Genomic DNA, 23223 nt, shown 5'->3' on the forward strand with positions numbered 1-23223 from the left:
CCCCCACCCCCGCGCGTCCCCCACCCCCGCCCCCCGCCCCCACCCCCCGCCTCCGCGCGTCGATCATGGAGTTGGCGGCATCGAAAGCGTCTCCGGCACCCGTCAACCTCATGATCAACCCGGGAGAGGGTGGGGAGGGGGAGGGGGGAGGGGTGGAGGAGGGAGGGTGGGGTTAGCGGCGGGTGGTGCAGACGGGGCGGGAGCGGCCGACCGAGTCGGTGGACCAGACGACGGCGACGGTGAAGCAGAAGTCGGTGCCCCGGTCCAGGTTGTGGACGGTGTAGGTGGTCGTGCCGGCCGGCAGTTCGGTGAAGGCGCGGGGGTCCTGGCCGGACCGGCCGCCGGAGACCACCACCGGACCTTCCGCCCCGTTCGGGTACGTCCAGCGCAGCACGATGGCGTCCCGGTTGTCGTCGAGCCGTACCGAGCCGGGCGGGGTGCCCGGGGTGGCGACCGGTTCGGACGGGCGGGGCGCGGCCTCCCCCGAGGCACCGGGGGAGGGGTCGCCGACCGGCGGCGCGTCGTCGCGGGAGCCGCTGACCCGGGCCACCCCGGCGATCACCGCCGCCGCGCCGAGCAGCACCACGACCACCCCGGCCGCGATCACCGGTACGAGGCGGTTCGGGCGTGGGGGCGGCGGCGGCCGGTGCACCGGCACCGGCAGCAGCCGGGACGGCGCGTCCGGTTCGGTGCCGCGCCGGACCCGGTGCACCCCGGGCGCGGTCAGGCTGGTGCCGGCGACCGGGACCACCGCTGGGGGTACCGCACCGGCGGCCGTCCGGTCGGCCACCTCCGGCGGCCAGCCGCCGGGGTCGTCGTCGAGCGGCAGCCGGGGCGGGGGCACCGGGTGCGGCGGGGCCGGGGAACCGTCGGTCTCCGGCTCCGGGTACGCCGGCCCGGACGGGTGCCCCGCCTGCTCCCAGTGCGTCGGCGGGTCCCAGTGCGTCGGCGGGTCCCAGTGCGTCGGCGGGTCCCAGGATGTCGGGGGGAGGTACTCCGGCTCCGCGTCCCGGGAGGACGACGGCGGGTACGCCGGCTCCGGGTCGGTGCCGCCGGGGGAGTACGCCGGCTCGGGGTCGGCCACGCCGCCGGGGGAGTACGCCGTGCCGGTCGCGGTCGACGGGTCGTACGTCGGCTCCGGGTCGTACGTCGACCCGGTGGCCCTCGGCGGCCCGGCCGCCGGCCCGGTGTCGCCCGGTGACTCGTCACTCGGCTCCGGGTCGTAGGGTGACTCGTCACTCGGCTCCGGGTCGTACGTCGGCTCCGGCGGGCCCGGGGCGGCTGCGGCGGCCGGGGTCGGCTCGTCGGGCTCGTCGTCGGCGCAGACGTGGTCCGACTTCGCCGCCGCCCGGCCCAGCGCGGCGACCTGCGCGGCGAGGGGGTCGCCGGGGGCGAGGTACCGCCGGCACAACTCGTCGGCGTAGGTGAGGTTCCGGTGCGAGTCGGCGTACCGTCCACAGTCGCGCTGCATCGCGCCGAGGCGCGCCAGCATCTTGATGCCGCTGGGATGTCCGTCGCCGTAGACCTCCCGGTGCAGCTCCCAGGCGTCCTGCAACCGGTCCCGGGCCACGCCGCACTGGCCCCGCGCGTACTCCACGGTGGCCAGGTCGGCGTGGGCGGCGAGGACCCGCAACGACTCGGGGCCGTCGGTGGCGGTCAGCTCGATGATGACCTCGGAATAGAGGTGGGCGGCGCGGGCGTCGCTGCCGACCCGGTGCAGGACCGCCGCGAGGGTGGCCGCCGCGGCGACGGTCTGCGGGTCGGAGCGCCCGTACAGCCGGCCGGTGGCCGCGTAGGCGTAGGCGGCCCAGGCCCGCGCGGCCTGCGGATCGCCGAGCGCGACCAGCACCCGTGCCTGGAGCCCGGCGGCGTCGGCCAGCTCGGGTGAGGCGTTCGCCGGCCGGGGGTCGGCGTCGGCCAGCGCGTCGGCCAGCACCCGCCGGGCACCGTGCAGGTCGCCAGCGGACACCAACTGGTGCGCGTGGACAGTCAGTTCATCCAGGCCCGAGGACACGCCCCATCGTGCTTGCCCCGCGACGGTATGTACAACCCCCGGAATGGACGGATTGTCAGGAAGCGTTCAGCTGATCGGCGACCGCTTCGCTGATTCGGCGCAACTGGTCGACCTGCGCCGGGCTCAGCGCGTCGAACAGGTGCCGCCGTACCCCCTCGACGTGGCCGGGCGCGGCGGCGGCCAGCGTCGCGAAGCCCTGCTCGGTGAGGACGGCGAGCTGGCCCCGCCGGTCGGTCGGGCACTCCTCCCGGCGGATCCACCCGGCGGCCTCCAGCCGGGCCGCCGCGTGGGACAGCCGGCTGCGCGAGGAGGCGGTCTCCGTCGCCAGCTCGCTCATCCGCATCCGCCGGTCGGGCGCCTCGGAGAGCCGGACCAGGATCTCGTAGTACGCGTGCGGCATGCCGGCGTCACGTTGCAGCTCCCGGTCGAGGGTCTCCATCAGCCCTCGGGAGGCGCTCAGGAACGCACGCCAGGTGCGCTGCTCGTCCGGGTCCAACCAGCGGGTCATGACCACCATCATAACCGGTGTAGTTGAGCGCTCAACTAAATCGCGCTACCGTCGGGGGCATGGGAATCCACCGACTGAACCACGCCGTGCTCTACGTGAGCGATCTCGACCGTAGCGTCGCCTTCTACCGGGACGTCCTCGGGTTCCGGCCGATCCCGATGACCCCCGACGGCTTCCGGGGAGCCGCCTTCCTCCAGGCCCCGGACTCGACCAACGACCACGACCTGGGCCTGTTCGAGCTGGGCGCGGGGGCGGGCCGCTCGGCCGCCGGCCGGAGCACCGTCGGCCTGTACCACCTGGCCTGGGAGGTCGACACCCTCGACGAGCTGGCCGCCACCGCCGAGCGGCTGGCCGCCGCCGGAGCCCTGGTCGGCGCCTCCGACCACGGCACCACCAAGAGCCTGTACGGCCAGGACCCGGACGGCCTGGAGTTCGAGGTGGTCTGGCTGGTCCCGGCCGACCTGCTGGACGACGCCGCGCTCACCGCGCGCAAGCGGATCGGCCGGCTCGACCTCGACCGGGAGCGGCAGCGGTACGGCGGTCAGACCCGGGGCGGGGTGGGGATCTCCGTGCCGGCCTGAGAGGTCGTGCGGTACAACGTCAGGATGCCGACCGACCCCGTTCTCCGCGAGCTGACCGCTCGACAGCTCGACGCCTGGCTGCCGGGAGCGTTGCAGCGTTCCCGGCGGGCCACCCTCGCCGTGGCCGGCGCCCCGTCCGACGCGGAGACCCCGGAGGCGGCGGTCCGGGCCGTCGGCGCCGCCGGTGCCGGCCTGCGGGGTCGACGGCTCACCGTGCTGGTGCTGGCCGACGGCACCGAGGAACTGCCGGCCCGGCTCGGCGCGGCCGAGGCGGAGCTGCCGACCGAGGTGGCCGTGCACCTGGTGCCCGGTGACCACACCCGGCTGCCGGTGGCCCTGAAGGCGGCCGGCGCGGCCGGCGCGCCGCTGCTCACCGTCGTCGACTGGGGTAAGGAAGGGCCCCTTCTTAACGCATACGGTAGAGAAGGGTCCCCTTCTTGCACGCCGGCCGGGGCGGGCGGACCCCCAGTGGAGGGCGCGGAGGGGACGGGGCTGTCGCGGGCGGTGCTGGCCGCCGCGGCGAGCGGTCGTCCGGCCGAGCTGCTGGTTGTCGCCGACACCCCGGTCCGGGCCGCGCTCACCGAGCGGTTCCCGCTGGTCGCCGAGGTCGAGTGGGTACCTGCGGACGGGGCCCCGCCCCGGCTCGTCGCCTTCGCCACCGGCTCCGACCGAGGGCTGGACGCCTTCAAGGCGGGGCTCTGGGAGGTGGCCGGGCAGCTCGGCGGGCGGCTACGCGACCCCGCCGACCCCACGGCCGTGCCGCTGGCCGCCACGACCGACCCGGACCCGGCGCCGCTGGGCCGGGAACTCCTCGCCGAACTGGCCCGCTCCGGCCCCCGTACCGTCACCGAGCTGCGCCGGCACACCCTCACCGCGACCGGGTACCGGTCCGCCGACGCGGTCCGCGCGGTGACCGGCCTGCTCGACGCGGGGGCCGCCCGACGCGACCCCGAGCACGGCCGGCTCGGCGGGGACGTGGTCATCCACGCGGGGGCGTCGCCTTCGGCCTGGTCAGGTTCTTGAGCACCAGGGACAGCCCGGTGGCGATGACGCCGATGCTGAACGCCATCTGCACGGCGACCACCGACCGGGCGAACTGCCCCTCGGCGTGGACGTCGCCGTACCCGATCGTGGTCAGCGTGGCGAGGGCGAAGTAGAGCGCGTCGACCCGGGTCCGGAGGTTGACGAACTGCTCCGGTGCGGTGATCGCGATGACGTAGTCGGCCAGCGCGAACGCCAGCAGCCCGGCGACCAGCGCCACCGCGAGGTGGGCCAGCGACCGGGCCTGCCCGTCGTCTCCCGCCGGCCCGACCCCCGCCGCCGCCGCCGGGGCCTGGCCCGGCCCGGCCGGGGCCCGCTCGGCGGCGAGCTGCCGGCGGACCTGCCCGGTGACCAGCAGGGCGACCACGATCACCGCGACCACGGTGAGCACGGCCCGGACGGCCAGCCGGGCCCCGTTGGCGTCCGGCTGCACCGGCACCACGAAGTACACCAGGACGAGGAGCGCGCAGGCCAGGACCGTCCGTCGTTGTTCCTTCCGGTACGGCCGCCGCCGACTCATGCCGTGATTGTCCGGTGCGCCCGTACCCGCGCAACGGCGAACCCGGGAACCCGACGAGCGGCTACGGGCGGCGCCACGCCCGTCGGGGCGCCGGTGTGGTCACCGGTGCCCCGACGGCCGTGGCGTGGGGATCACGCCCTGGACTTGTCCTGCTTCCAGGAGAGCGGGCCGGGGAGGTCCACCCGATGCGCCTTGGCGCGCGAGTTCCAGGACCAGCGGCCGATCTTGATGCTCCAGGAGGAGAAGCCGTTCTCCGTGAAGTTCAGGATGATCGGCCCGTACTTCTTGCGCTTGCGGAACATCAGGCCCATCGTGGTGCTCCCTTCGTGACCGTCGCTCTGGCGTCGCCATCGAAGATGCCCACACCGTCGACGCGGGAAACCCGGCGCGGTCGTGGGCGACCGGTGGTCGTGGACGGTCAGCAACCAGGGACGGCCAGCAGTCAGGGACGGTCGGTGATCGTGGACGGTCGGTGGTCGTGGGATGTCGGTGGTCGAAACGTAGTCACCCGCCCCGCGCCGGCCCGCCGCGTCGCCCCGCGCCGGAAACGCCACCTTGCAGATCGGCTTTCGGTCCCCGTCGGTGCTGGTGAGCGACGTGGCCGAGACCGTTACCCGCGTAGCTCCCAGATGATGGATGGCCGTTGACCGGTGCTGCGGGCTGCGGCACCATGGGCTCATGTCGCTGCGGGACGAGGCTCTGCTCACCGCCTGCGTGCACGTCGACCTGGTCCGGCACGCGAGCGCGCGCTGTTGAGTTGACCGCCGGCCCGCCGCAGCGCCCGCCGCCCGCCCGGTCGACGACCGTGGCGGCTGTCGCGCCTCCCGGGTCACCCGGCCCGCCCCTGCGGCCCCGCGTCGCCTGCCGCCCGGCCCGCTCGGCCGGTGGCCGGCACGCCCACCCGCCCCGTGGACAGACCCTTCCCCGCGTGGACAGATCAGGAGACCACCATGTCCCCGTTCCGCCGCCCGCGTACCCTCGGCTCCTGCGACACCGCCCCCGGCGCCACCCGACGCCCCCCTGATCCGCCCGGCCGTGGCGTGGTGCCGGGTGCCGACCGGGTGGCCGGCGTCGCCGCGGCGGCCGGTGGTGGCGCGGTGGCCGGTGGTGGCGCGGTGGAGGGCGGCGACCTGGTCCCTGTCGACCAGGAGTCGTTCCGCGAGATGCTGCGTCGGCGGGCCGCCACGGTCGCCGTGGTCACCGCCGTGGCGCGGCCCGCCGGCCCACCCGGCCGGGGCGGCGGCGGGCTGGTCCGGGCCGGGGTCACCGCGACCTCGTTCACGGCGGTGTCGGTGGACCCGCCGCTGGTCTCCTTCTGCCTCGACGCCGCCTCGGCCCACGCGCCGGTGCTGGCCCGCGCCGAGCATGTCGCCGTCCACCTGCTGGCCACCGGCCAGGAGGACGCCGCCCGGACCTTCGCCGACGGCGGCGTCGGCCGGTCCGTCGGGTACCCGGAGTGGGTGCCCGGCCCGTTCGGCCTGCCGCTGCTCAGCGGCGTGCTGGCCCGGCTGCTCTGCCGGGTGGTGCACCGGCTCCCGATCGAGGGTCGGACCCTGGTGATCGCCGAACCGCTGGCGCTCGGCGGCGGGCGGACGCCGGCATGAGCACGGGCACCACGACCCCGTCCACCGGTCCCGCGTTCCCGGCCGCCGACACCACCTCCCCGGCCGCGGGTTCCGGGTCCCTGGCCGCCGGCACCGCGTCCCCGGCCCGGGAAGCCGCCGCGGGGCCGGCACCGGAGCGTCCGCAGCCCGTCCCGCCCGGGGACGAGTGGCTGGCGCTGGACCCGACGGCCCAGGACCTGCTCTTCCGGGCCGCCCGCACGGCGAACACCTTCACCGACGAGCCGGTCACCGACGAGCAGATCGCCGCGATCCACGACCTGGTCCGGTACGGGCCCACCGCGTACAACGGGCAGCCGCTGCGGGTGCTGCTGCTGCGCTCGGCGGCGGCGCGCGCCCGGCTGCTGCCGCACCTGTCCTCCACCAACCGGGCGAAGACCGCCGCCGCGCCCCTGGTGGCGGTGCTCGCCGCCGACGTGGACTTCCACGAGCGGCTGCCGGAGCTGTTCCCGCACCGGCCGCAGGCCCGGGACTGGCTGGCCGGGGACCGGGCGCAGCGGGCCGCGCAGGCCCGCCTCAACGCCGCGCTCCAGATCGGCTACCTGATCGTCGGGGTCCGGGCGGCGGGGCTGGCGGCCGGGCCGATGGCCGGGTTCGACCCCGCCGGGGTGGCCGGGGAGTTCTTCCCCGACGGGCGGCACGAGGTGCTCGTGGTGATGAACCTCGGTCGCCCCGGCCCGGACGCCTGGCAGGAGCGGTTGCCCCGGCTGGCCTCCGGTGAGGTGATCCGCACCCTGTGACCGGTTGGCCGGCCTGGTGCGGTGCGGGGCGGCCCGCTCAGCGGGGCTCCCAGGCGTCGGGCAGCGCCGTCAGCCGGCGGACGTGGCTGGGCATTCGACCGTTGAGCAGCTCGGCGAGGGTCACCTCGTCGACCACCCGCCGGACCGAGGCCCGGACGGCGACCCAGAGCTGGGGCAGGTGTTCCGCCGGCCCCTCGTACTGGGTCTCCTCCGGGCGCAGCCCGCGTACCCCGGCCAGGGGCCCGTCCACCGCCCGCAGGATGGACCCGACGGCGATTTCGCCGGGTGGCTTGGTCAGGGAGTAGCCTCCCTCGACACCCCGCTGCGCCCGGACGACGCCGGACCGCCGCAGGTCGGCGAGGACAGCCTCCAGGAACTTGCGGGGCAGATCCTGTTCGGTGGCTATCACCTGGGCGGAGAGCAGGTTCGGGTACGCGGCAGCCAGGCTGAGCGCCGCCCGTACCGCGTAGTCGCCGCGCGCGGAGATGTGCACCCTGCCATCATGCCCGGTCGGGTTCACCGCTTCGCTCGGTGGGCTGGCGGGGGCGGACGATCCCGGCCGGCCGGGACGCGGACCCCGGTGGGCGCTGCGCCTCGGCCGACCCGCGTTGTGCCATGTCGGAGGCCGGCTGCGGACCGTCCGACGGCCGCCCGCCCCGGCTGCGATCCCCGGCACCGGGCGGCCGTCCGTTCCCCGTCGCTGCCCTCCGGTCGTCGAATCCTGCCCCGCCGTCCGGGTTGGCTGCCCGTCCGTCCGGGGCCGGTGCCCGTTGGTCCCGGCTGGCCCGGAACGCGCCCGGACTGCGCCCCACCTCGCGGGTGAAGAAGCGACCGAAGTTGGTCGGCTCGGGAAAGCCGAGGCGGCGGCCGATCTGGGCGATCGGTTCGTCGGTGGCGGCGAGCAGCCGGGCGGCTTCCAGGGCGACCCGCTCGTCGATCACCTGCTTCGCGCTGCGACCGGTCACCGCCAGACAGGCCCGGGTCAGGGTCCGTACCGAGCAGCCGAGCTGGGCGGCGTAGTCCTCGACCCGCCGGGTGTGCCGGTACCCGCGCTCGACCTCCTGGCAGAGCCGTTGGAAGGTGGCGCGCTCGCCCCGGGGCGGGTTCTCCTGCCCGGTGGGGAACAGGGCCAGTCGGAGCAGCAGCACGGCGAGCTGGTGCCGGAGCAGGTCGGCGGCGGCGGGCTCGTCCCGGTACCGCTGCCGGTCGGCGGCCAGCCGGTGGATCCCGTCCCGGACCGCCGCGCCCTCGTCCCCCCGGAGGTGGCAGTGCTCCGGGGTGACGTCGTCGGCCGCCGGGGTGCCGGCCAGCGTGTCGGCCCGCCACCGCAGCAGCAGCGCGTCGAACGGGCGCTCGCCGCCGCACCGGACCGCCTGACCGGGGCGGATCCGCAGCAGGGTGCCGGGGCGGCAGGGCAGCGCGCGGAAGTCCAGCTCGACCGTCCCGTACCCGTCGGTGACCAGGACCAGCAGGTCCGAGTCGACCAGCACCGGGCGACGCCAGTCCGGGGTCGGCGCGAGGTCACTCAGGGCCGGCGTGTCGATGCCCCCGGGCGGATCGATGCCGCCCGGCAAGGTGCTGCCACCCGGCGGATCGATGCCGCCGGGAGGGGTGACGACAGCGGACGGCGGGGCGTCGTCGGGGTCGGGGGAGGGACCGGGCTGACCGGAGACGTCGCCCGTGGCCGGGGAGGACTGACCAGAGAAGACCATCACCCGTGACGGTAACCGGCAGGTCCGGGGGCCGCATCCCGGACGCCCGCCCGGCGGTGCCGGCATCCCGCACGCCCGGCGGTGCGGCGGGTCGGCGTGCACCGGGCGGTGCGGCAGATCGGCGTACCCGGTGGTGTGGCGGGTCGGGGTCCGCCGGACGTGCCGGCGGGGTCGGCGGACGCCGGGGCGGGGGTTGTCGCCGTACGTGGGGCGGACTAACTTACCGATCGGTAGGGCCGATCGGTGGGGTCGGTGGGTCCGGTACCGGCTGACCGGGACGACGACCTGACCGGGGCGACGACCTGACCGGGGCGACGACCTGACCGGGGCGACGACCTGACCGGGGCGACGATGGGACGACGATGACGGATCTGTTCTCGGTGCGGGGCAAGACGGTCCTGGTGACCGGAGGCTCCCGGGGGATCGGCTTGATGATCGCCCGGGGTTTCGTCCGGGCCGGGGCCGACGTGATCATCTCGTCCCGGAAGGCCGAGGTCTGTGTGGCCGTGGCCCGGGACCTCTCGGCCGAGGGACGCTGCGCGGCGATCCCGGCCGACCTGAGCCGCGACGCCGGGGCCGAGGAGTTGGCCGCCGCCGTCCGGGACCGGACCGACCGGCTCGACGTCCTGGTCAACAACGCCGGTGCGACCTGGGGCGCGGCGCTGGAGGACTATCCGGAGAGCGCGTTCGACAAGCTCTGGGCGGTCAACGTCAAGGCGGTCTTCCGGCTCACCACCGCGCTGCTGCCCGCGCTGCGGGCGGCGGCCGACCCCGACGACCCGGCCCGGGTGATCACCATCGGGTCGGTGGACGGCATCCGGGTGCCGACCATGGAGGTGTACGCCTACTCGGCCACCAAGGCGGCCGTGCACATGCTGACCCGTACCCTGGCGCACCGGCTGGCCGGCGAGCAGATCACGGTCAACGCGATCGCGCCGGGGCCGTTCGAGAGCAGGATGATGGCCTTCGCGCTGGACGACCCGGCCACCCGGGCGGCCATCGAGCAGCAGATCCCGCTGGGCCGGATCGGGCGGCCCGAGGACGTCGCGGGTACCGCGATCTACCTGGCCTCCCGGGCCGGGGCGTACCTGACCGGGGCGGTGATCCCGGTCGACGGCGGGCTCACCACGCACGGCTGAACCGGGCGTACCGTGGAACGGTGTGCCGGACGTACCGTGGGTGGTGGTGTGCCGGGGCCGCGCGGACTCGGCAGATCCGCGCGGCCCCGGTCGGGTCGGTCAGCGTCCGGCGAGCAGCCGGTTCACCGCCGTGTCGACGTCGAGGTGGTCGGCCTCGCGCCCGCGTGGCACCACGACGTAGGTCCGCCGCAGGAACCGCACCAGCACGCTGCGGGGTACCTCGAACAGGGCGTTGCCGTCCGGCGACGACAGCGCCAGCGCGACGAAGTCGCCGCGTGGGGTGGCCCACGGCCACACCCGCACGTCACCGATCCCGGCCGGATCGTCGAGTCCGGTGACCAGCAGCTCGCGGGCGAAGGACCAGCTCACCGCCTCGCCGCCGGCCGATTCGGCATGGAACAGGACATGGACTGCATACGGGTCAGCAGGGTCGTATCGCAGACTGGCGCGCACCGGCAAGGCGGTAGCGTCAGGTGCGACGAGCCTTAGTGACGTCTCGACCTCTACGGTCGTCGGTCGGATGACACTCATGAACGTTCTCCCCCCGGCACCGCTGCGGAACGTCCGTGTCCCGCTTTTCCCATACTCAGGTGCTACTCCTGGCTACGCTCCGCCATACGCTGACTTCACCCAGTGGTGGGAAGGGGGTCGGAAACGCCGATAGAATGTGAAAATTCTTGTACGATATCCGGTTCTGCCCAGTACGTGATCCCGCCCGGCGTCGGGGTTGGTTCAGACGACGACTTACTCCGGTAACGTCCAGTCGTCCGTTCCAGTGACGGGCCGGGGCACACTAGGGGTTGAAATGACCACGAATCGATCCTCAGTGGATCCGCCGACCTCGGCGAACTCGTCGCAGGAAACGGCTGGCACCGGTCGAAAGCGGGGGGACACCGTGCCGACAGATCAGCAGGGCTCCGGGGGTGGCACGCGGCCCGGCGCGGGCCCGTCGGGACGTCCCGACGGCGCCGCCCGAGGCGCCGGGCGCAAGCCCGTCAACGGGGGTGACGGAGCGGCCCAGGCCGCCGGTGGCACCGGCGTCAACGGGTCCGGCGCAGGCGCGTCCGGGAAGGGCGCGAACGGGTCCGGGAAGGCCACGAACGGCACGGCCGTGAACGGAGCCGGGCGGGCCGCCTCCGCCGGGCCGACCGGCCCCAAGGCGAAGACGGGTCGACACCACCAGCTCCGCCGGCGGGTGAAGACCACGCTCGACCTCATCCGGGCCAACCCGACCGGCCGGGTCACCCTCAAGATCGGCGTGTCCATCGCCGGCGCGCTCGTGGTCACCATCGGGATCGTCCTGATCCCGCTGCCCGGCCCCGGCTGGCTGCTGGTGATCGCCGGCATGGGCATCTGGGCCGTGGAGTTCCACTGGGCCAAGCGGCTGCTCGGCTTCACCCGCCGGCACGTCCAGGGCTGGACCCGGTGGGCCACCACCCGACCCCTGCCGATGCGATTCGCGCTCGGCTCGGTCGGCCTGGTCTTCGTCGCCGTGGTCGCCTGGCTCTCGCTCAAGTACAGCCTCGGCATCGACGTGGTCGCCCGCGCGCTGCGGTACCTCGCGACGCACTGACCCCGGATTCGCGGTCCGGGCCGCCGATCGGGTACAGTCATGCGCGCTGAGGGCGATTAGCTCAGCGGGAGAGCGCTTCGTTCACACCGAAGAGGTCACTGGTTCGATCCCAGTATCGCCCACGCAGGTCAAAGGCCACTTTCCATCGATGGAAGTGGCCTTTCTGCTGTCCGTACAGCAGCGAAGTACAGCAGTTTCCTCAGTGCCCGAGTGACTCACCGAGACGCTTGAGGGCGTCCCGGGTCGCCGTGGACGAAACCTGGGTGTAGATCTCCATCGTCACCGAGAAGCGGGCGTGCCGGAGGATCTGCATGGCGACCCGTGGATGCACGTCGAGGTCGGCCAGGAGGGTGGCGCAGGTCCGTCGGGCGTCGTGGATGGTGATCGGCCGGACGCCCGCCCGGTCGCACCGGGTCTGCCAGGAACGCTGGAAGTTGCGCGGCTCAATCGGGGTGCCGTAGCGGGTGGTGAAGACGAGATGGTTCTCGTGCCACGCCTTCCCGGCGGTCGCCCGCGCCTCGTCGCGTTGGTTCCTCCGTAGCCTGAGTGCTGTCCCACAGAGGTCGGGCAGGGGCAGGGTGGCGTCAGAGGCCGGGGTCTTGGTGTCCCGGTGCAGGAGCTGCCCGCGTACCCGTTGCAGTTGCCGACCGATGGTCAGCTCACCCGCGTCGAGGTCCAGGTCCGCCCACACGAGCCCGAGGGCTTCGCCTTTGCGCAGGCCGGTGACGAGGACCAGGGCGTACGCGGCGTAGAGGGGGTCCTCGTCGGCACGGGCCGATTCCAGGAACCGACGTGCCTCGTCGCTGGACCAGGACTTGCCGCGTCGACGGCGGACGGTGGCGAGGGTGACCGGCACGGCCGGGTTGCGGGTGATGAGGTCTTCGGCCTGGGCGTGGGTGAGGGCGGCCCGCAGCGCGGCCCGGATGTCGCTGACCGTGCGGGTCGACGGGACGGACTGGCAGCAGCGGCGGACCGCGCAGCACCGACGCTTCTCCGTCCGGCGGGCGGCGTCCTTGCCCTGGGCGCAGCATTGGCAGGTGCGGGCCACCTGGTTGAGCCAGGTCTGCACGTCCCGGGGCTGGAGCCGGTCGAGCCGCTTGGCCCCGAGCCCGGGGGCGAGGTAGCGCCGGACGAACGTCTCGTAGGTGGCGTAGGTCAACGGTGCCCGGTTTGGCTGGACGATCTCGGTGAGCCAGTAGGTGAGGAACCTGCCGACCGTCGGGACACTGGTCGCCACCGGCCCCTGCTTCGCCTGCTGGTGCAGCTTGATCCACTTGTCGTGGACGGCCTCCCGGGTCTGGCCGTAGACGTACTTGTGGGTCCGCTTCCCGTCGGGCTTGGTGACCCAGACGTACGCGGCAAAGCCGGTGCGGTACGGGAAGATCGAGCCTTCCCCGTTGGCACGTGACTTTCCGGGCATCAGGCGGCCTCCTGCCGGTCGACCTGGTCGCGGATGTACTCGTCGACCCACTCGGGGAGGATGCGGCGGTACTTGCCGTCCCTGATGGAGCGCAGTTCCCCGGTGGCGATCTTCATCTTGACCTTGGACAGGCCGAAGCCGAGCAGGACGGCGAACTCGGCGGGGGAGTACCAGCGCGGGGTGAGGGGTCGGGTCACGCCGCCACCCCCGACCACGTCTCGTGGGCGACCTCTTCTCGGCCGATGCGGCGGCGTTCCCGGTGCTGTGCGGCGGCGGTGTTGGCGATCAGGGCATCCCCGTCGGTGAGCCACCCGGAGCCGACGAAGGCCAGGGCACCGACCGTGATGGAGCCGTCATCGGCGCGGCGGTAGCTGGCGCGGGTGTCCCGGAGCAGCCCGAAGGTGACCGAGTACCGGCGGGCCTTGGTGAGGAAGTGACCGCCGTACCCGAGCATGTGCGCCCACCGGCGCAGCCCGGGGTAGGCGTGCGATCCGGTGTCAAGGTTCGCTTGACGCTCCCCGCCCGGGGTGGCGGTGCCGCTGGTGCGGTGCCGGGTGGGGCGGCCGAGTCGCCAGCAGGCGTCGATGAGCCGGGCCAGGTGGTCGCCCTCCGGGTCGGCGTAGGCGTCGATCGTGCCCGGGGTGAGCCGAGTGGAGCAGTGGCCGGTGACCTCGGTGGCCTTGGTGGCGTACTTGGCAAGGTAGGCGGCCACCTTCCCGTCGGTCACGTCCCCGTCGCCGGTGCCGATCCGGCGTACGTCGACCTGCTCTCCCCAGGCGACCGACCAGCCCTGCGGCCGATCGGGGTGCGGCGGGGCGGTGAAGGTGATCTGCCGGGCGGCGACGTGCCCGGCCGTGTCGAGGTCGTCGACGGTGATCCCGGCCGGCGGCGGGACCAGGGCGTGCCGGTCGTCGGGGTCGACCCCGTCGAGGCGCAGCAGGACGTGGAAGTGCACCGCGCCCCGGCGCTGCATCTCGGCGACCTTCCCGTGCGACACCCGCACCGGCGGCACCCGGCGAACCCTGCCGAAGTCGGTGACCACCTGGACTGTCGGGATGCCGCGTCGGCGGCAGAGGGCGGCGAGGTGCCGCTCGACGGCCTGCTTGGTGCGCCGCCACAGATCCCCCGCGAAGGCGTTCCAGACGACTTGGTGATCGTGGTCGTAGCAGTCCAGACAGAGCGGCCGACCGAGCCGCGCGTCGGCGGAGTCGTGGCGGGCGAAGCAGGCCCCGGGCCGCCCGTGCGGGCAGGTGGCAGCGTCGCGGCGGGCGTGGCAGGGGGCCGGTCGGCAGTCGCAGCGCCGCCGGTCGGCGCAGGTGTGCCGGGGGATGTGCCGGTGATGGACCGGGCCGAACGACGGCGCGGTGAAGGTGGCGAAGACGACCGGATGCCGGGCCACCGAGGCGGGGACGGCCTTGCCACCGGTCAGACCGCAGCGGACGACCTGGAAGGCATCACCGGCGTAGACCCAGGAGCAGTCCGGGCACTGGGCGGAACGCCGGTTGCCGCACGCCTTGTAGAGCACCCGGTCGGGCAGCTCGTCGGTGTGCTGCTCGGCCAGGACCCGCCCGGTGTCCCGGTCGACGGCGGTCATCGTGCCGGTCAACCGGATCGGACGGGCACAACCCCCGGCGGTACGGGTGTGCTCCAACCACCCGAAGAAGTCGGGGGTGGCAACCCGGTGCAGGGCCTGGGCGTCACGACCGGCGGCGACACCGGGACGGTGCAGGGTGGACAAGGGTTCTCCTCAGGGCGGGTGGCAGGGACGGACGACAAACCGCCACCGATCACCGGATCGCTGTCCGTCGGTGGTGTTCGTGGTGTCTCCTGGCACCGCCTGGAAGGGCGGTTGACGCCGGAGGGCGGGTGTGGCCGAAGGTTGCTCACCGCCGTCGGGACGCGGTCCTTCCGTTTGCTGGACCTGGTGACGCCGGGACGGGTGGGGTGCCTGGAGGTCGGCGTCCGGTGGGTTGCCGCAGGCGAGCCCCACCCGTCGAGGAGAGCGAATCCGGGCCATCGTGACGGCGGGAAGGCCGTACTGGGCCACTCAGCGGATTCCGGGGGCCGACATCGCGGCCATCGTGATCGAGAACCGGCGGGACGTGGCCCGCATCAGCGACAGGAAGGCCGCTCAGCATCTCCGTGGTCGAGCCCAGCGAACCGGCAGGAAGGCCGCACTGGCGTGCTCGACGACCGCCAGAGTAGCACCGGGTACCGACACGTCAACCCGCCATGAACCTCGGTGCCGAACTGGCCCCGGACCGGCTACCGGCCACTGTGGGAGAACTTTCTGTACGTCTATCAAGGCGGCCCTTGACGGGCCGCACGCGCCGCCGCCTGGGCGCGTGTCCGACGCTCCGCTGTCGCTCCACGCCGGCCACGCAACACGCCCGGCGGCTGGCGCGGAGAGCGGGGAGCCCGGGGCCGCCGCAGACGGGATAGCGGGGACAGTGGTGGAGGTTCGTCGCCGGCAGCCGGCCTGCGCCGCGCCTGAGCAGCGCGGCGCAGGGAAGGCCGCGCCGGGTCCGCGCGGCAAGCCCCAAGCATGGGGGCGGTGGCCGCCGAGGGCATGCTGGTCGTCCAGGAGCCGGTTCCGCAGCCGCTCCAGGTCAGGTCAAAACCGCTCGCCTGGGAGGGGGAGGGGTGGCCGTCGGTGGCCAGCGCCGCCCCCGGGAGCCGGGTCCGTGCCGGGCGAGGTTGGGTCAACTGCGCCACTGTGGCGGTGTCCGCCGGGGGCGCGGTCCGTGACACGAGAGCCGACAGCCTGTTCCGGCAGCGTCCGTACGTGCGTCAAGGTCCGCTTGACGTAGCGGGCCGTGCGGCGGCCCGCTCCCCAGTAGGGCGGGTCGACGGCATACGGGATGGTCGCGAGCTCCTATTGAGGCTGAGTTGGCTGGGGAGCGGCCCACTGACTAATAGTGGTGAATCTATTCTCTCCCAGCATGTAGTTCATGCTGACAGGACTCCGCCTTCGGACCCTGGGCATAACTCCATGAAGCCACGCGAGGAATTCTATGAGAACAGCGTCCTCTGTGTGGACAAAAACCCATTCGGCGACGCGGGAGCCGTCGGGGTACTGGAGGGCCATGCTAGAACCGTCAACGAAGAAGATCGCCGCTCCAACGCCCAAGATGAATACCGCGTCGACAGGCGGGACGAGCGCGTATGATCGTTCCCCTGGTGGGAGATTCCGCGGTATGCGGTGGGAGGTCACTCCTGCATTGTGCAGCCGTTCGAGTATTGTTCCTTCATTGACATTGCTTTCCATAGCGACGACGAAGAACGGCGGGCATTCATAAAACCGTTGCAGATCCACCGGACTAGCGAAGGCCTCGTCTCCCGCGCTGTGCGTGTTTTGTAAGCCCTTGAATCTTATGCCGGCGGCGATGGCTCGATCTAACTCGCCAGTTGTCAGCCGGGACTTTACCTCGCCTGCGGCGGCCACGCCCTCCACAAGATATAGGCCGGGCTCGTCTACCGCACTGATGAAAGGTTGATCCTCGTTCGCTATGACGACATCAATTTGCCCAGAGCGCGCGCCGAATGAATCGACAACCTCGCCTGTCCCAACGGAAAGTTGGCGAGGTGCGTGCACGCTTAAGAACTGCCGAAAGGCGGCCTCTACAGAGGCTCCTCGGTTCCCATGGTGACCGTGAACCGCTCTACTGTGTGCGAGAGAGGCTTGTAGCATCCGGCCGTGGGCGATGAGAGCATCACGGATTCCGCTATGCACAATATCCTCCCTACTGCAAGGTTGCGGCCTCTTGGAGGGCACGCCAACTAGCCATCGTTCCACATGACGTCGCGCTTGCCCAGAGAGGCGATGCTTAACGGGCCGTCAGCCTTGACCGTGATTGTGTAGCGGTGGTCGGCGACGCGGCCAGCAGAGTCCCCATCTAGTCCTCAAGAGGCCGGACCGAGACCAGCCACGGCCCAGCCACGAACCGGCAGCGTGCAAGGGCTATCATGGCTGGCAGGTCGGTGGGCTGAGACCAGGGTTGGTCCTGGTTCCAGTGCTGCTCTTCATGATGGCCGCCTTCATCCTCACTCTGATCTCGACCGCAGTTCTGGCGGAACCGGACGGGGAAGGCAAGGTGATCTCAATGAAGTTGATCGTTGGCTCTGCTACGTGTGTGCTCGGTGGTCTTGCTACCAACCTGGCGGCATCAGCACTGGTCTGAGCCCACCGATCCTCGCCGCACGTGAAGGTGCCCGGGGCACAGGCGGGGCACAAGACACCGTGAAACGTCGTCAACCACCGAGCAACCATGGCAGCCCGAGACGCCCTGTGAGCAGGTGTCGGACGGCGTTGCCGCTGGTAGCGCGGCAGCGGCTCTTAGTTCCGCTTCAACGTCTGAAGGCCGTAGCATGCGCGCGTGTCTGATGATCCGGTCTTCGCGGCACTGCTCGACAGCTTGCTTGAGTGCCTGGCGTTCTTCGAGCTGTGCGACGACGAGACACTTCACCCAGACATTGCCGTCCAGCAGCTCGACGGCGCAGCGTCCCGCCTGGGCGCGCTGGAGCCTGCCGAGCGGGCGCGTCTAGCGGCCGCAATCGCAGCCAGAGCGGAGACTTTCCAACCGCCATACCGTCAGTTCGTTGTGGACGCGCCGGAGGCGTTCGGCCTCTTGGACGAGGACGACTGACCCGAGCGCCGTCCAGCTGTCGACAGCAACGGTGACAGCAACGAGCGTGGACGGGGCCAGCCGGCCGCCGCAGGGTACGGACAGTCGCCCGAGGCCATGGACGAGGACGGACGCCGCCGGACCAAGCGCCCAGAACTTGTAAACGAGATGTCAAGGGGGCCAGCATAAGCGGGCCGCCGCACTGGCGCTGGCCACGAGCCTGACTGGGAGGCCGATCTAGCGACGCTTTCCGAGGCTCGGAAGCCCACTCGGCCTTGCCGAAACGCTCTGGGAAGGTCCGTCGTAGTACTGCGGGCTGCTCGGCTTTGGCTCGGGCGGCCTTCGTAGAGGAGGCAGGGTTGGCGGCTTGTCCCTTTCCAACTGGGGTGGGCGCACAGCGGAAGCTGATGCGGGACAAATCACTGTCTGGCGAGGACGGCTGTGCGAGTAAAGCAGGCCCGTCCGGAGGTTGACCTTCGTCCGACGCCCGCAGTCAGGGCAGTCATGTGGCGCGGCGTCTGGGTTACCGTGCTTCGCGCGCTCCTGGCCCGCCTGCTCGGTGGATATCCAATTTCGCAGAGTCACGAGGCTGATTCCAAGGTCCTGAGCAACGCGGTTAACAGCAACGCCCACGGCTACCCTTCGTAGCGCCTCGCCGCGCCTGGCGGCCGATCGCTTCCGCTCTGGTTGCTCCACGGGGGGCCTCCCATCCGCTTGGCCACGTAAACGTATCTTCGGTCTTCACCGATGAAAATCGGCCGGACGGTCATCAGCCCCGCCACGCCTACAGGGACCGGACAAGAACCGGACTATGCGCGGAACGATCTCGGGTATCAGGGCATGCCTGATAGGCATTCCCGCTGCTCAGGGCCCCTTTGCATGACCTGCCGCAAACGCCTTCCTAAACCGTGTGTGCTCCGCCGTGACAGCGAGCTGCGGGGGACCCGCTCGGTGCATACAGGGGCGCAAGACACCGTCAAACGTCGGAAGCCGACCAACAGCGACGGCAACCCAAGACGGAGCGCGACCAGCATGCCGACCAGGTCGCCACCGGTCACGTGCGAGCTGGTCAGTTCTGCTCCAACGCATGCGGCCGACTTGATCTCTTGCGTCATCCCGGCAGGGGGATTGAATGCAGTCAGCGCGGGGTGTTACCGGTCGGCTGCGCTGGGTGTAGCGTCCGTTGTGGTGGTCCGTCGGGTGTAGGCCGGTGGGGCTGTCGCGCCAGCCTTCTATCTGGGAGTGCGCCGTGTCGCCTATCGCTGATCCTCGTTTTGGTGCGGAGCTTCGCCGGTTGCGGGCCGGTGCGCGGATCTCGCTTCGTGCTCTTGCGCAGGTGGTGTATCAGAGCAAGAGTCAGCTTCACGATCTGGAGGTGGGGCGTCGGCAGCCGAGTGGTGACGTGGCGCGGCGTTTGGATGATGCGCTCGGTGCCGGTGGTGGCCTGGTCGCGTTGGCCTGTCCGCCGGAGTTGCCGGGTGACGGCGCGGATCGCATCGCTTTCGCTGCTCGTCATCCGACGCGGACTGATCCGGCGACGGTCGACGCTCTTGCGGATCTCCTGGCCAGTCAACGTCGTCTTGACGATGTTCTTGGTGCCGCTGCGGTGATGCCGGCGGTCCGGGCCAACCTGGATCTCGTCAGCCACCTGGCGGGCGAGGCACACGACGACCTGCGGGGTCGGTTGGTCGATCAGGCTGCTCAGTGGGCGCAGTTCGCGGGTTGGTTGGGTATCGCTGCTGGTGATCATGCCTGGTCTCGGCACTGGCTCAATCAGGCGTTGGAGTGGACGGTGGAGAGCGGGCATGACGCGCTGTTGGGTACGGTGCTGTCCTTTCGCGCGGATCTGGCCGGGCAGTCGGGGGACGTCGGTGCGTTGCTCGGCGTGACTCGGGCGGCGTTGAGCAGGCCGGGTATGTCGCCGGGGCAGATCGCCTACGACCACTACCAACTGGCTCGCGCGTACGCGCTCGTCGGTGACCGGCAGGCGGCGACCAGTACGGCGGTAGCCGCTGACGAGCGGGCGTGGGCGGCGTTGGAGTACGGCGGTGAGATGCCGCCGTGGGATTACTACCGGGACCGGGCGTTCTTCGACCTGGAGGCCGGCACCACCCGGGCTGCGTTGGGGCAGCATGAGCAGGGGGTGGAGTTGTTGACCGCCGGGCTCGACGGCCTGGACGCGGATTCGGCGTCGGCTGACTGGACCGGCACCTACGTGTGCCACCTTGCCCGCGCGCAACTGGCGATCGGTGAGCGCGACGACGCAGCTCAGTCGGTGGAGCGGGCACGGTCTATCGCTGCCCGGAACCGGTCCGCCCGGCTGTCCGCTCTTGTCCGCACCGTGTCCGCGTCCATGGACCCGTGACCGGACGCGCGTTAGCTGGAACGTGACCGGCTGATCACCTGATGCTGTGACCAGGGCGGGTCGCCCACGGTCACCAGTACCGGTAGAGCCGTGACCCGCTTCGAACCGGGTGCGGCGGTGTCGGTCCTTCCACGAGCACGCCGCCGCACCCCTACCAGCGGAGGGGTACCGATGGGCGACGGCGAGCCGGTCGTAAGCCGGGGCGAGCAGATTCAGGCGGCGGAGCGGGAGGCCGCGAGGCAGCGGATTCTGGCGTTGGCCGAGGCGGAGCGGATACCGGTCGAGGAGACGACGCGGGTGGTGGCGGCGTCGCGGAGGCGGCGTGGACAGCGGTGAGCTGTTGCCGGTGGGCCGTCGGGTGGCGTACTGGCGGGGGCGGCGGAGGTTGTCGCAGCAGGTGTTCGCCGACCGGTTGGGGAAGTCGAAGAGTTGGGTGGACAAGGTCGAGCGGGGTGTCCGGTCGCTGGACAGGGTGTCGACGCTGCACGACATCGCTGCGGTACTGCGGATCGACGCGGCGGTGCTGCTGGGGCGGGAGGTTCAGCCCGCCGGGGTGACCGGGCGCGGTGAGGGTGTGGAGCGTCTTCGGGTGGCGTTGTCCCGGTACGACATCGCTCTTGGTAGGCCGGCGGTGCGCCGGCCGGTCCTGCCGGCCGTTGAGCTGGCCCGGCAGGTCGCACACGCCTGGACGACGTTCCAGCACGCCCGGTACCCGCAGGTGACCGAGCTGCTGCCGGGTCTGTTGGCGGATGCCGGGCGGACCTTCGCGGGTGAGCCGGTGGCGGGTCGGGCGCCGCTGGTGGAGGCGTACCGGGTCACCGCGTCGCTGTTGGTGAAGCTCGGTGATCCGAGTTTGGCGTGGTTGGCCGTGGACCGGGCGATGAACGTCGCCACCGGGGACCCGACTTTGGTGGCGGCAGCGGCGGTGCAGCTCGGTCAGGTGCTCCGCGCCGGTGGGCAGAGCCGGGTGGCGACGTCGGCGATGCTCACGGCCGCGTACCGGATCGCCCCGCCGGTGGTCGAGTTCGGTCTGCCGCCGGAGTTGTCGCTGTGCGGGACGCTGCTCGTTCAGGCGGCGTTGGCCGCCGCCGGCCACGGTGACGCGCGCACCGCCGCTGACCTGCTCGACGAGGCCGCGACCTTGGCCGCTCGCGTCGACGACGGCCAGGACCACCACCGTACCGGGTTCGGGCCCACCGCCGTTGACGTGGCCCGCGCCGCCGCAGCCGTCGAGCTGGGCGACACCGCAGAGGCGGTGACCTGGCACGACACGGCGGTTCGGCGGGACGGCTGGCGGTGGCTGCCCGCCGAACACCGCGCCGCGCACCTGATCGACGTCGCCCGCGCCCACCTCCACGCCGACGATCCGATCAGCGCCGGTCGGGTGCTGGTCGAGGCCGACCGGATCGCGCCGGCCGAGATCCGGCACCGTCCAGCCGGACGGGACGCCCTCGCCCAGGTCGTCCGCGACCCGCGCGCCCCGACGACGCTCGTCCACCTCGCCGTGGCACTCGGGGTGGGTTGAGGATGACCGCGCCGTTCCTGTCCCTGGCCCAGATCCACAACCGGCTGATCCTCACCGCCCGCTGGATTCTCCGCGATCACCGGCCGGGCCCCGATGGCCGCTGCCCGGTCTGCCGGACGGCGGACTGCCCGGTGGCCGCCGCCGCCCGTGACATGCTCCGTGTAGCCCGGGAAGTACACCTGTGGAGTACAGCAACGCAGCCGGCCGCACCCGACCGCGACGAACCCCAACAGGCCGGATGACCTCGGACGGCACCCGACCCGACCGGCCTGCCGAGAGTTCACACCGAAGAGGTCACTGGTTCGATCCCAGTATCGCCCACGCAAGTGAAAGGCCACTTTCCATCGATGGAAGGTGGCCTTTCTGCTGCCTGTAGCGCTGGGCTCAAAGCCAGTGGCCGCCTGCGACCTGGACGATCTGGCCGGTGATCCACCGGGCCTGGTGGGAGGCGAGGAAGACGGCGGCGTCGGCGATGTGTCGAAGGTGTCTGCTTCTTCGGCGAGCGCGGCGTTGTTGATGAGCACATCGACGGGTCCCAGACGCGACTCCACCTGATCGAAGAGCTGCCCAGCCGTACCCGGGTGGCGGAAGTCCGCCGCGACCGCGATCGCATCGGGCAGTGCGGCGACGAAGTCGTCGACCTCGGCCGGGGTGACACGCCTGTGCTCCGTCGACGTCGACGTCCTACCGTCCACGTAGTGCACCGCCACGCGTGCGCCCTGGGCGGCGAAGGCTCGCGAGATCGCGGCGCCGATGTTCATGGCCCCGCCGGTGACCAGGACGGTCTTGCCGTTCAGTCGAGGATCGATCATGCGCCCGATCCTGCCTCGGTGGTTGTCAACGGAGCGCAGTGCGCTCTACCCGTACCGACGAAGTGTCGAGCAGGTCCATACCACGTGCGCACGGGCGGCCACCCGACTGGGTGGCCGCCCGTTCCGTCGAAGATCCGGTCAGACCAGGTGGTACCCCGTGGCGTAACACGGAGTGGCCGTCAGGGCCCAGATCCCTGGAGTGGGAAGGTACCCGTAGAAGTAGTTTCCGTCGCTGCAGAAGACGTACACCGTGGCCGGCACCACGATCGAGCAGGTGACGTGGGCGGTTGCGCCCTGGTTCCCGTTGTAGGTGCAGAACCCCGGCAAGGGAGCGTCGGTCGTCCGGGCCTTGGTCGTGATGGGAGTGACCGTGGCAGCCTTGGGGGTCGCCGCACTGCTCTTCGCCGGGTCGTACGCCACGCGGGCGAACGATCCGGAACCGGCCGAGGCTCCGGTGGATGCCTGAGCGCTGTCGGTTGCCGCAGCCTGAGCTGGGCCGGTCGCGACCATGAGGCCGGCCACCATCAGGGCCAGAGCCAGCAGGGCCGTGCGGATGGTCCGTCGTTGGGTCATGTGCCAGAGCCACCTCTCGATTGACGTCCCGACTCGGGTTCCGGGTCGGCTGGTCGGCCATTGGGTGCGGTGGCGACCTCCGTTGAGGGTCGACGGCATATGTGGGTCGGTGTGTTGACTGATTGTCAATGGTCAATGTAGCGTCACTTAGGGTGTCTGCCGTGAAACTGGTGGTAATCGAATGTGGATTCGGCTTCTGGGGCAGGTCCAGCTCCGCGCCGGTAGTGCCCTGGTGGATGTCGGCCCGGCGCAGCGACGCCTGGTGCTCGCGGCGTTGGCCGCGGACGCTGGCCGGTTGACGCCCCGGGAGGTACTGGTCGACCGGGTGTGGGGGACGTCGCCGCCGTCGGGGGCATGGCGGACGGTGCAGACCCACATCACTCACATCCGTGCGCTGCTCACCCGGGTGGGCGTCCCGGGCGAGCCGGTGCGGGTCCGACGCGGTGGCGGCTA

Annotated in this window: 25 protein-coding genes, 1 tRNA gene and 3 pseudogenes; 14 read left to right on the plus strand and 15 right to left on the minus strand. The window is 71.9% G+C overall.

The features are described from left to right. Positions 1-172: 172 nt before the first annotated feature. Both AWW66_RS20880 and AWW66_RS20885 read right to left on the minus strand, forming a co-directional pair. Entirely contained in the window at positions 173-1969 is a 1797-nt protein-coding gene (locus AWW66_RS20880; RefSeq protein WP_396890726.1) for a tetratricopeptide repeat protein, read from the minus strand. A 100-nt stretch (positions 1970-2069) separates the two neighbouring features. Then, positions 2070-2531: a MarR family winged helix-turn-helix transcriptional regulator gene (locus AWW66_RS20885; protein ID WP_067369180.1), complete on the minus strand. Its 462-nt coding sequence runs from the start codon at positions 2529-2531 to the stop codon at positions 2070-2072. A 50-nt stretch (positions 2532-2581) separates the two neighbouring features. On the opposite strand from AWW66_RS20885, the gene AWW66_RS20890 reads away from it, so the two are divergent. After that, complete coding sequence (locus AWW66_RS20890) at positions 2582-3103, plus strand: VOC family protein (protein WP_067369132.1); 522 nt, start codon at positions 2582-2584, stop codon at positions 3101-3103. Positions 3104-3127: 24 nt separating this feature from the next. Next, entirely contained in the window at positions 3128-4126 is a 999-nt protein-coding gene (locus tag AWW66_RS20895) for a hypothetical protein (protein ID WP_067369184.1), read from the plus strand. Here the strand turns inward: AWW66_RS20895 and AWW66_RS20900 are convergent. Continuing rightward, positions 4083-4664 (minus strand): potassium channel family protein, encoded by a 582-nt coding sequence (locus AWW66_RS20900; protein WP_067369135.1) that lies wholly within the window; start codon positions 4662-4664, stop codon positions 4083-4085. The two genes, AWW66_RS20895 and AWW66_RS20900, sit on opposite strands and share 44 nt — an antisense overlap. Before the next feature lie 131 nt (positions 4665-4795). Beyond that, positions 4796-4975 carry a DUF4236 domain-containing protein gene (locus AWW66_RS20905; protein ID WP_007075522.1) on the minus strand — a complete coding sequence of 60 codons (180 nt, stop codon included), beginning with the start codon at positions 4973-4975 and terminating at the stop codon, positions 4796-4798. A gap of 639 nt (positions 4976-5614) precedes the next feature. On the opposite strand from AWW66_RS20905, the gene AWW66_RS20910 reads away from it, so the two are divergent. Continuing rightward, positions 5615-6268, plus strand: a complete 654-nt coding sequence (locus tag AWW66_RS20910) for a flavin reductase family protein (RefSeq protein WP_245648401.1) — start codon at positions 5615-5617, stop codon at positions 6266-6268. Then, a complete protein-coding gene (locus AWW66_RS20915) occupies positions 6265-7026 on the plus strand; it encodes a malonic semialdehyde reductase (protein ID WP_083978677.1) in 762 nt (253 codons plus the stop codon). The genes AWW66_RS20910 and AWW66_RS20915 overlap by 4 nt, the downstream gene beginning before the upstream one ends. A gap of 37 nt (positions 7027-7063) precedes the next feature. On the opposite strand, the gene AWW66_RS20920 is transcribed toward AWW66_RS20915, so the two are convergent. Beyond that, entirely contained in the window at positions 7064-7519 is a 456-nt protein-coding gene (locus AWW66_RS20920) for an RrF2 family transcriptional regulator (protein WP_067369138.1), read from the minus strand. Between the two features lie 271 nt (positions 7520-7790). Then, positions 7791-8741: pseudogene (locus AWW66_RS20925) on the minus strand (helix-turn-helix domain-containing protein); the annotation flags it as partial. A 359-nt stretch (positions 8742-9100) separates the two neighbouring features. On the opposite strand from AWW66_RS20925, the gene AWW66_RS20930 reads away from it, so the two are divergent. Beyond that, entirely contained in the window at positions 9101-9877 is a 777-nt protein-coding gene (locus AWW66_RS20930) for a glucose 1-dehydrogenase (RefSeq protein WP_067369145.1), read from the plus strand. Positions 9878-9976: 99 nt separating this feature from the next. Here AWW66_RS20930 and AWW66_RS20935 read toward each other — a convergent pair whose 3' ends face one another. Beyond that, positions 9977-10408, minus strand: coding sequence for an SsgA family sporulation/cell division regulator (locus tag AWW66_RS20935; protein ID WP_067369148.1), 432 nt, complete (start codon positions 10406-10408; stop codon positions 9977-9979). A gap of 580 nt (positions 10409-10988) precedes the next feature. Here AWW66_RS20935 and AWW66_RS20940 point away from each other — a divergent pair. Beyond that, positions 10989-11450: a TIGR02611 family protein gene (locus AWW66_RS20940; RefSeq protein WP_083978687.1), complete on the plus strand. Its 462-nt coding sequence runs from the start codon at positions 10989-10991 to the stop codon at positions 11448-11450. A gap of 50 nt (positions 11451-11500) precedes the next feature. Further along, positions 11501-11572: transfer RNA gene (locus tag AWW66_RS20945), tRNA-Val, on the plus strand. Between the two features lie 77 nt (positions 11573-11649). Here AWW66_RS20945 and AWW66_RS20950 read toward each other — a convergent pair. From AWW66_RS20950 to AWW66_RS33855, 4 genes are all read right to left on the minus strand, one after another. Then, positions 11650-12870 (minus strand): tyrosine-type recombinase/integrase, encoded by a 1221-nt coding sequence (locus AWW66_RS20950; RefSeq protein ID WP_067369151.1) that lies wholly within the window; start codon positions 12868-12870, stop codon positions 11650-11652. Continuing rightward, entirely contained in the window at positions 12870-13067 is a 198-nt protein-coding gene (locus AWW66_RS20955; protein WP_067369196.1) for an excisionase family DNA-binding protein, read from the minus strand. Before AWW66_RS20955 ends, AWW66_RS20950 begins: the two co-directional genes overlap by 1 nt. Continuing rightward, positions 13064-14608, minus strand: coding sequence for a replication initiator (locus AWW66_RS20960; RefSeq protein WP_067369153.1), 1545 nt, complete (start codon positions 14606-14608; stop codon positions 13064-13066). Before AWW66_RS20960 ends, AWW66_RS20955 begins: the two co-directional genes overlap by 4 nt. A 1137-nt stretch (positions 14609-15745) precedes the next feature. Then, complete coding sequence (locus AWW66_RS33855; protein ID WP_342671929.1) at positions 15746-16561, minus strand: DUF6602 domain-containing protein; 816 nt, start codon at positions 16559-16561, stop codon at positions 15746-15748. A 322-nt stretch (positions 16562-16883) separates the two neighbouring features. Here AWW66_RS33855 and AWW66_RS33860 point away from each other — a divergent pair, with 322 nt between their 5' ends. Both AWW66_RS33860 and AWW66_RS20965 read left to right on the plus strand, forming a co-directional pair. Beyond that, positions 16884-17051, plus strand: a complete 168-nt coding sequence (locus AWW66_RS33860) for a hypothetical protein (RefSeq protein ID WP_157527653.1) — start codon at positions 16884-16886, stop codon at positions 17049-17051. 195 nt (positions 17052-17246) lie between these two features. After that, positions 17247-17516, plus strand: a complete 270-nt coding sequence (locus AWW66_RS20965) for a hypothetical protein (RefSeq protein WP_067369156.1) — start codon at positions 17247-17249, stop codon at positions 17514-17516. Between the two features lie 216 nt (positions 17517-17732). On the opposite strand, the gene AWW66_RS36495 is transcribed toward AWW66_RS20965, so the two are convergent. Next, positions 17733-18191, minus strand: a complete 459-nt coding sequence (locus AWW66_RS36495) for a transposase (RefSeq protein ID WP_396890727.1) — start codon at positions 18189-18191, stop codon at positions 17733-17735. A 514-nt stretch (positions 18192-18705) separates the two neighbouring features. Here AWW66_RS36495 and AWW66_RS20970 point away from each other — a divergent pair. From AWW66_RS20970 to AWW66_RS36070, 4 genes are all read left to right on the plus strand, one after another. Continuing rightward, the gene (locus AWW66_RS20970; protein ID WP_169807143.1) at positions 18706-19860 is read left to right on the plus strand and encodes a helix-turn-helix domain-containing protein; all 1155 of its coding nucleotides are present in this window, start codon (positions 18706-18708) and stop codon (positions 19858-19860) included. Between the two features lie 171 nt (positions 19861-20031). Continuing rightward, on the plus strand, positions 20032-20196 hold the full coding sequence (locus AWW66_RS34520) for a hypothetical protein (RefSeq protein WP_169807144.1): 165 nt from the start codon (positions 20032-20034) through the stop codon (positions 20194-20196). Further along, positions 20183-21385 (plus strand): helix-turn-helix domain-containing protein, encoded by a 1203-nt coding sequence (locus AWW66_RS36065; protein ID WP_067369159.1) that lies wholly within the window; start codon positions 20183-20185, stop codon positions 21383-21385. Before AWW66_RS34520 ends, AWW66_RS36065 begins: the two co-directional genes overlap by 14 nt. A gap of 2 nt (positions 21386-21387) precedes the next feature. After that, entirely contained in the window at positions 21388-21627 is a 240-nt protein-coding gene (locus AWW66_RS36070; protein ID WP_083978681.1) for a hypothetical protein, read from the plus strand. Positions 21628-21769: 142 nt separating this feature from the next. Here AWW66_RS36070 and AWW66_RS36500 read toward each other — a convergent pair whose 3' ends face one another. From AWW66_RS36500 to AWW66_RS20980, 3 genes and pseudogenes are all read right to left on the minus strand, one after another. Then, positions 21770-21859, minus strand: a complete 90-nt coding sequence (locus tag AWW66_RS36500; protein WP_396890728.1) for a hypothetical protein — start codon at positions 21857-21859, stop codon at positions 21770-21772. 56 nt (positions 21860-21915) lie between these two features. Continuing rightward, a pseudogene (locus AWW66_RS36505) lies at positions 21916-22197 on the minus strand (SDR family NAD(P)-dependent oxidoreductase); the annotation flags it as partial. A 138-nt stretch (positions 22198-22335) separates the two neighbouring features. Next, positions 22336-22770 (minus strand): hypothetical protein, encoded by a 435-nt coding sequence (locus AWW66_RS20980; RefSeq protein ID WP_067369162.1) that lies wholly within the window; start codon positions 22768-22770, stop codon positions 22336-22338. A gap of 181 nt (positions 22771-22951) precedes the next feature. On the opposite strand from AWW66_RS20980, the pseudogene AWW66_RS36510 reads away from it, so the two are divergent. After that, a pseudogene (locus AWW66_RS36510) lies at positions 22952-23218 on the plus strand (winged helix-turn-helix domain-containing protein); the annotation flags it as partial. Between the last annotated feature and the right edge of the window lie 5 nt (positions 23219-23223).

The organism is Micromonospora rosaria (assembly GCF_001567585.1).
Classification (GTDB): Bacteria; Actinomycetota; Actinomycetes; order Mycobacteriales; family Micromonosporaceae; genus Micromonospora; species Micromonospora rosaria.

Coding starts and splice junctions, on each gene's coding strand:
- AWW66_RS20885 (WP_067369180.1), bottom strand. CDS start 2,531: ATGGTGGTCATGACCCGCTGGTTGGACCCGGACGAGCAGCGCACCTGG.
- AWW66_RS20890 (WP_067369132.1), top strand. CDS start 2,582: ATGGGAATCCACCGACTGAACCACGCCGTGCTCTACGTGAGCGATCTC.
- AWW66_RS20895 (WP_067369184.1), top strand. CDS start 3,128: ATGCCGACCGACCCCGTTCTCCGCGAGCTGACCGCTCGACAGCTCGAC.
- AWW66_RS20900 (WP_067369135.1), bottom strand. CDS start 4,664: ATGAGTCGGCGGCGGCCGTACCGGAAGGAACAACGACGGACGGTCCTG.
- AWW66_RS20905 (WP_007075522.1), bottom strand. CDS start 4,975: ATGGGCCTGATGTTCCGCAAGCGCAAGAAGTACGGGCCGATCATCCTG.
- AWW66_RS20910 (WP_245648401.1), top strand. CDS start 5,615: ATGTCCCCGTTCCGCCGCCCGCGTACCCTCGGCTCCTGCGACACCGCC.
- AWW66_RS20915 (WP_083978677.1), top strand. CDS start 6,265: ATGAGCACGGGCACCACGACCCCGTCCACCGGTCCCGCGTTCCCGGCC.
- AWW66_RS20930 (WP_067369145.1), top strand. CDS start 9,101: ATGACGGATCTGTTCTCGGTGCGGGGCAAGACGGTCCTGGTGACCGGA.
- AWW66_RS20935 (WP_067369148.1), bottom strand. CDS start 10,408: ATGAGTGTCATCCGACCGACGACCGTAGAGGTCGAGACGTCACTAAGG.
- AWW66_RS20950 (WP_067369151.1), bottom strand. CDS start 12,870: ATGCCCGGAAAGTCACGTGCCAACGGGGAAGGCTCGATCTTCCCGTAC.
- AWW66_RS33855 (WP_342671929.1), bottom strand. CDS start 16,561: ATGCTACAAGCCTCTCTCGCACACAGTAGAGCGGTTCACGGTCACCAT.
- AWW66_RS34520 (WP_169807144.1), top strand. CDS start 20,032: ATGGGCGACGGCGAGCCGGTCGTAAGCCGGGGCGAGCAGATTCAGGCG.
- AWW66_RS36070 (WP_083978681.1), top strand. CDS start 21,388: ATGACCGCGCCGTTCCTGTCCCTGGCCCAGATCCACAACCGGCTGATC.
- AWW66_RS20980 (WP_067369162.1), bottom strand. CDS start 22,770: ATGACCCAACGACGGACCATCCGCACGGCCCTGCTGGCTCTGGCCCTG.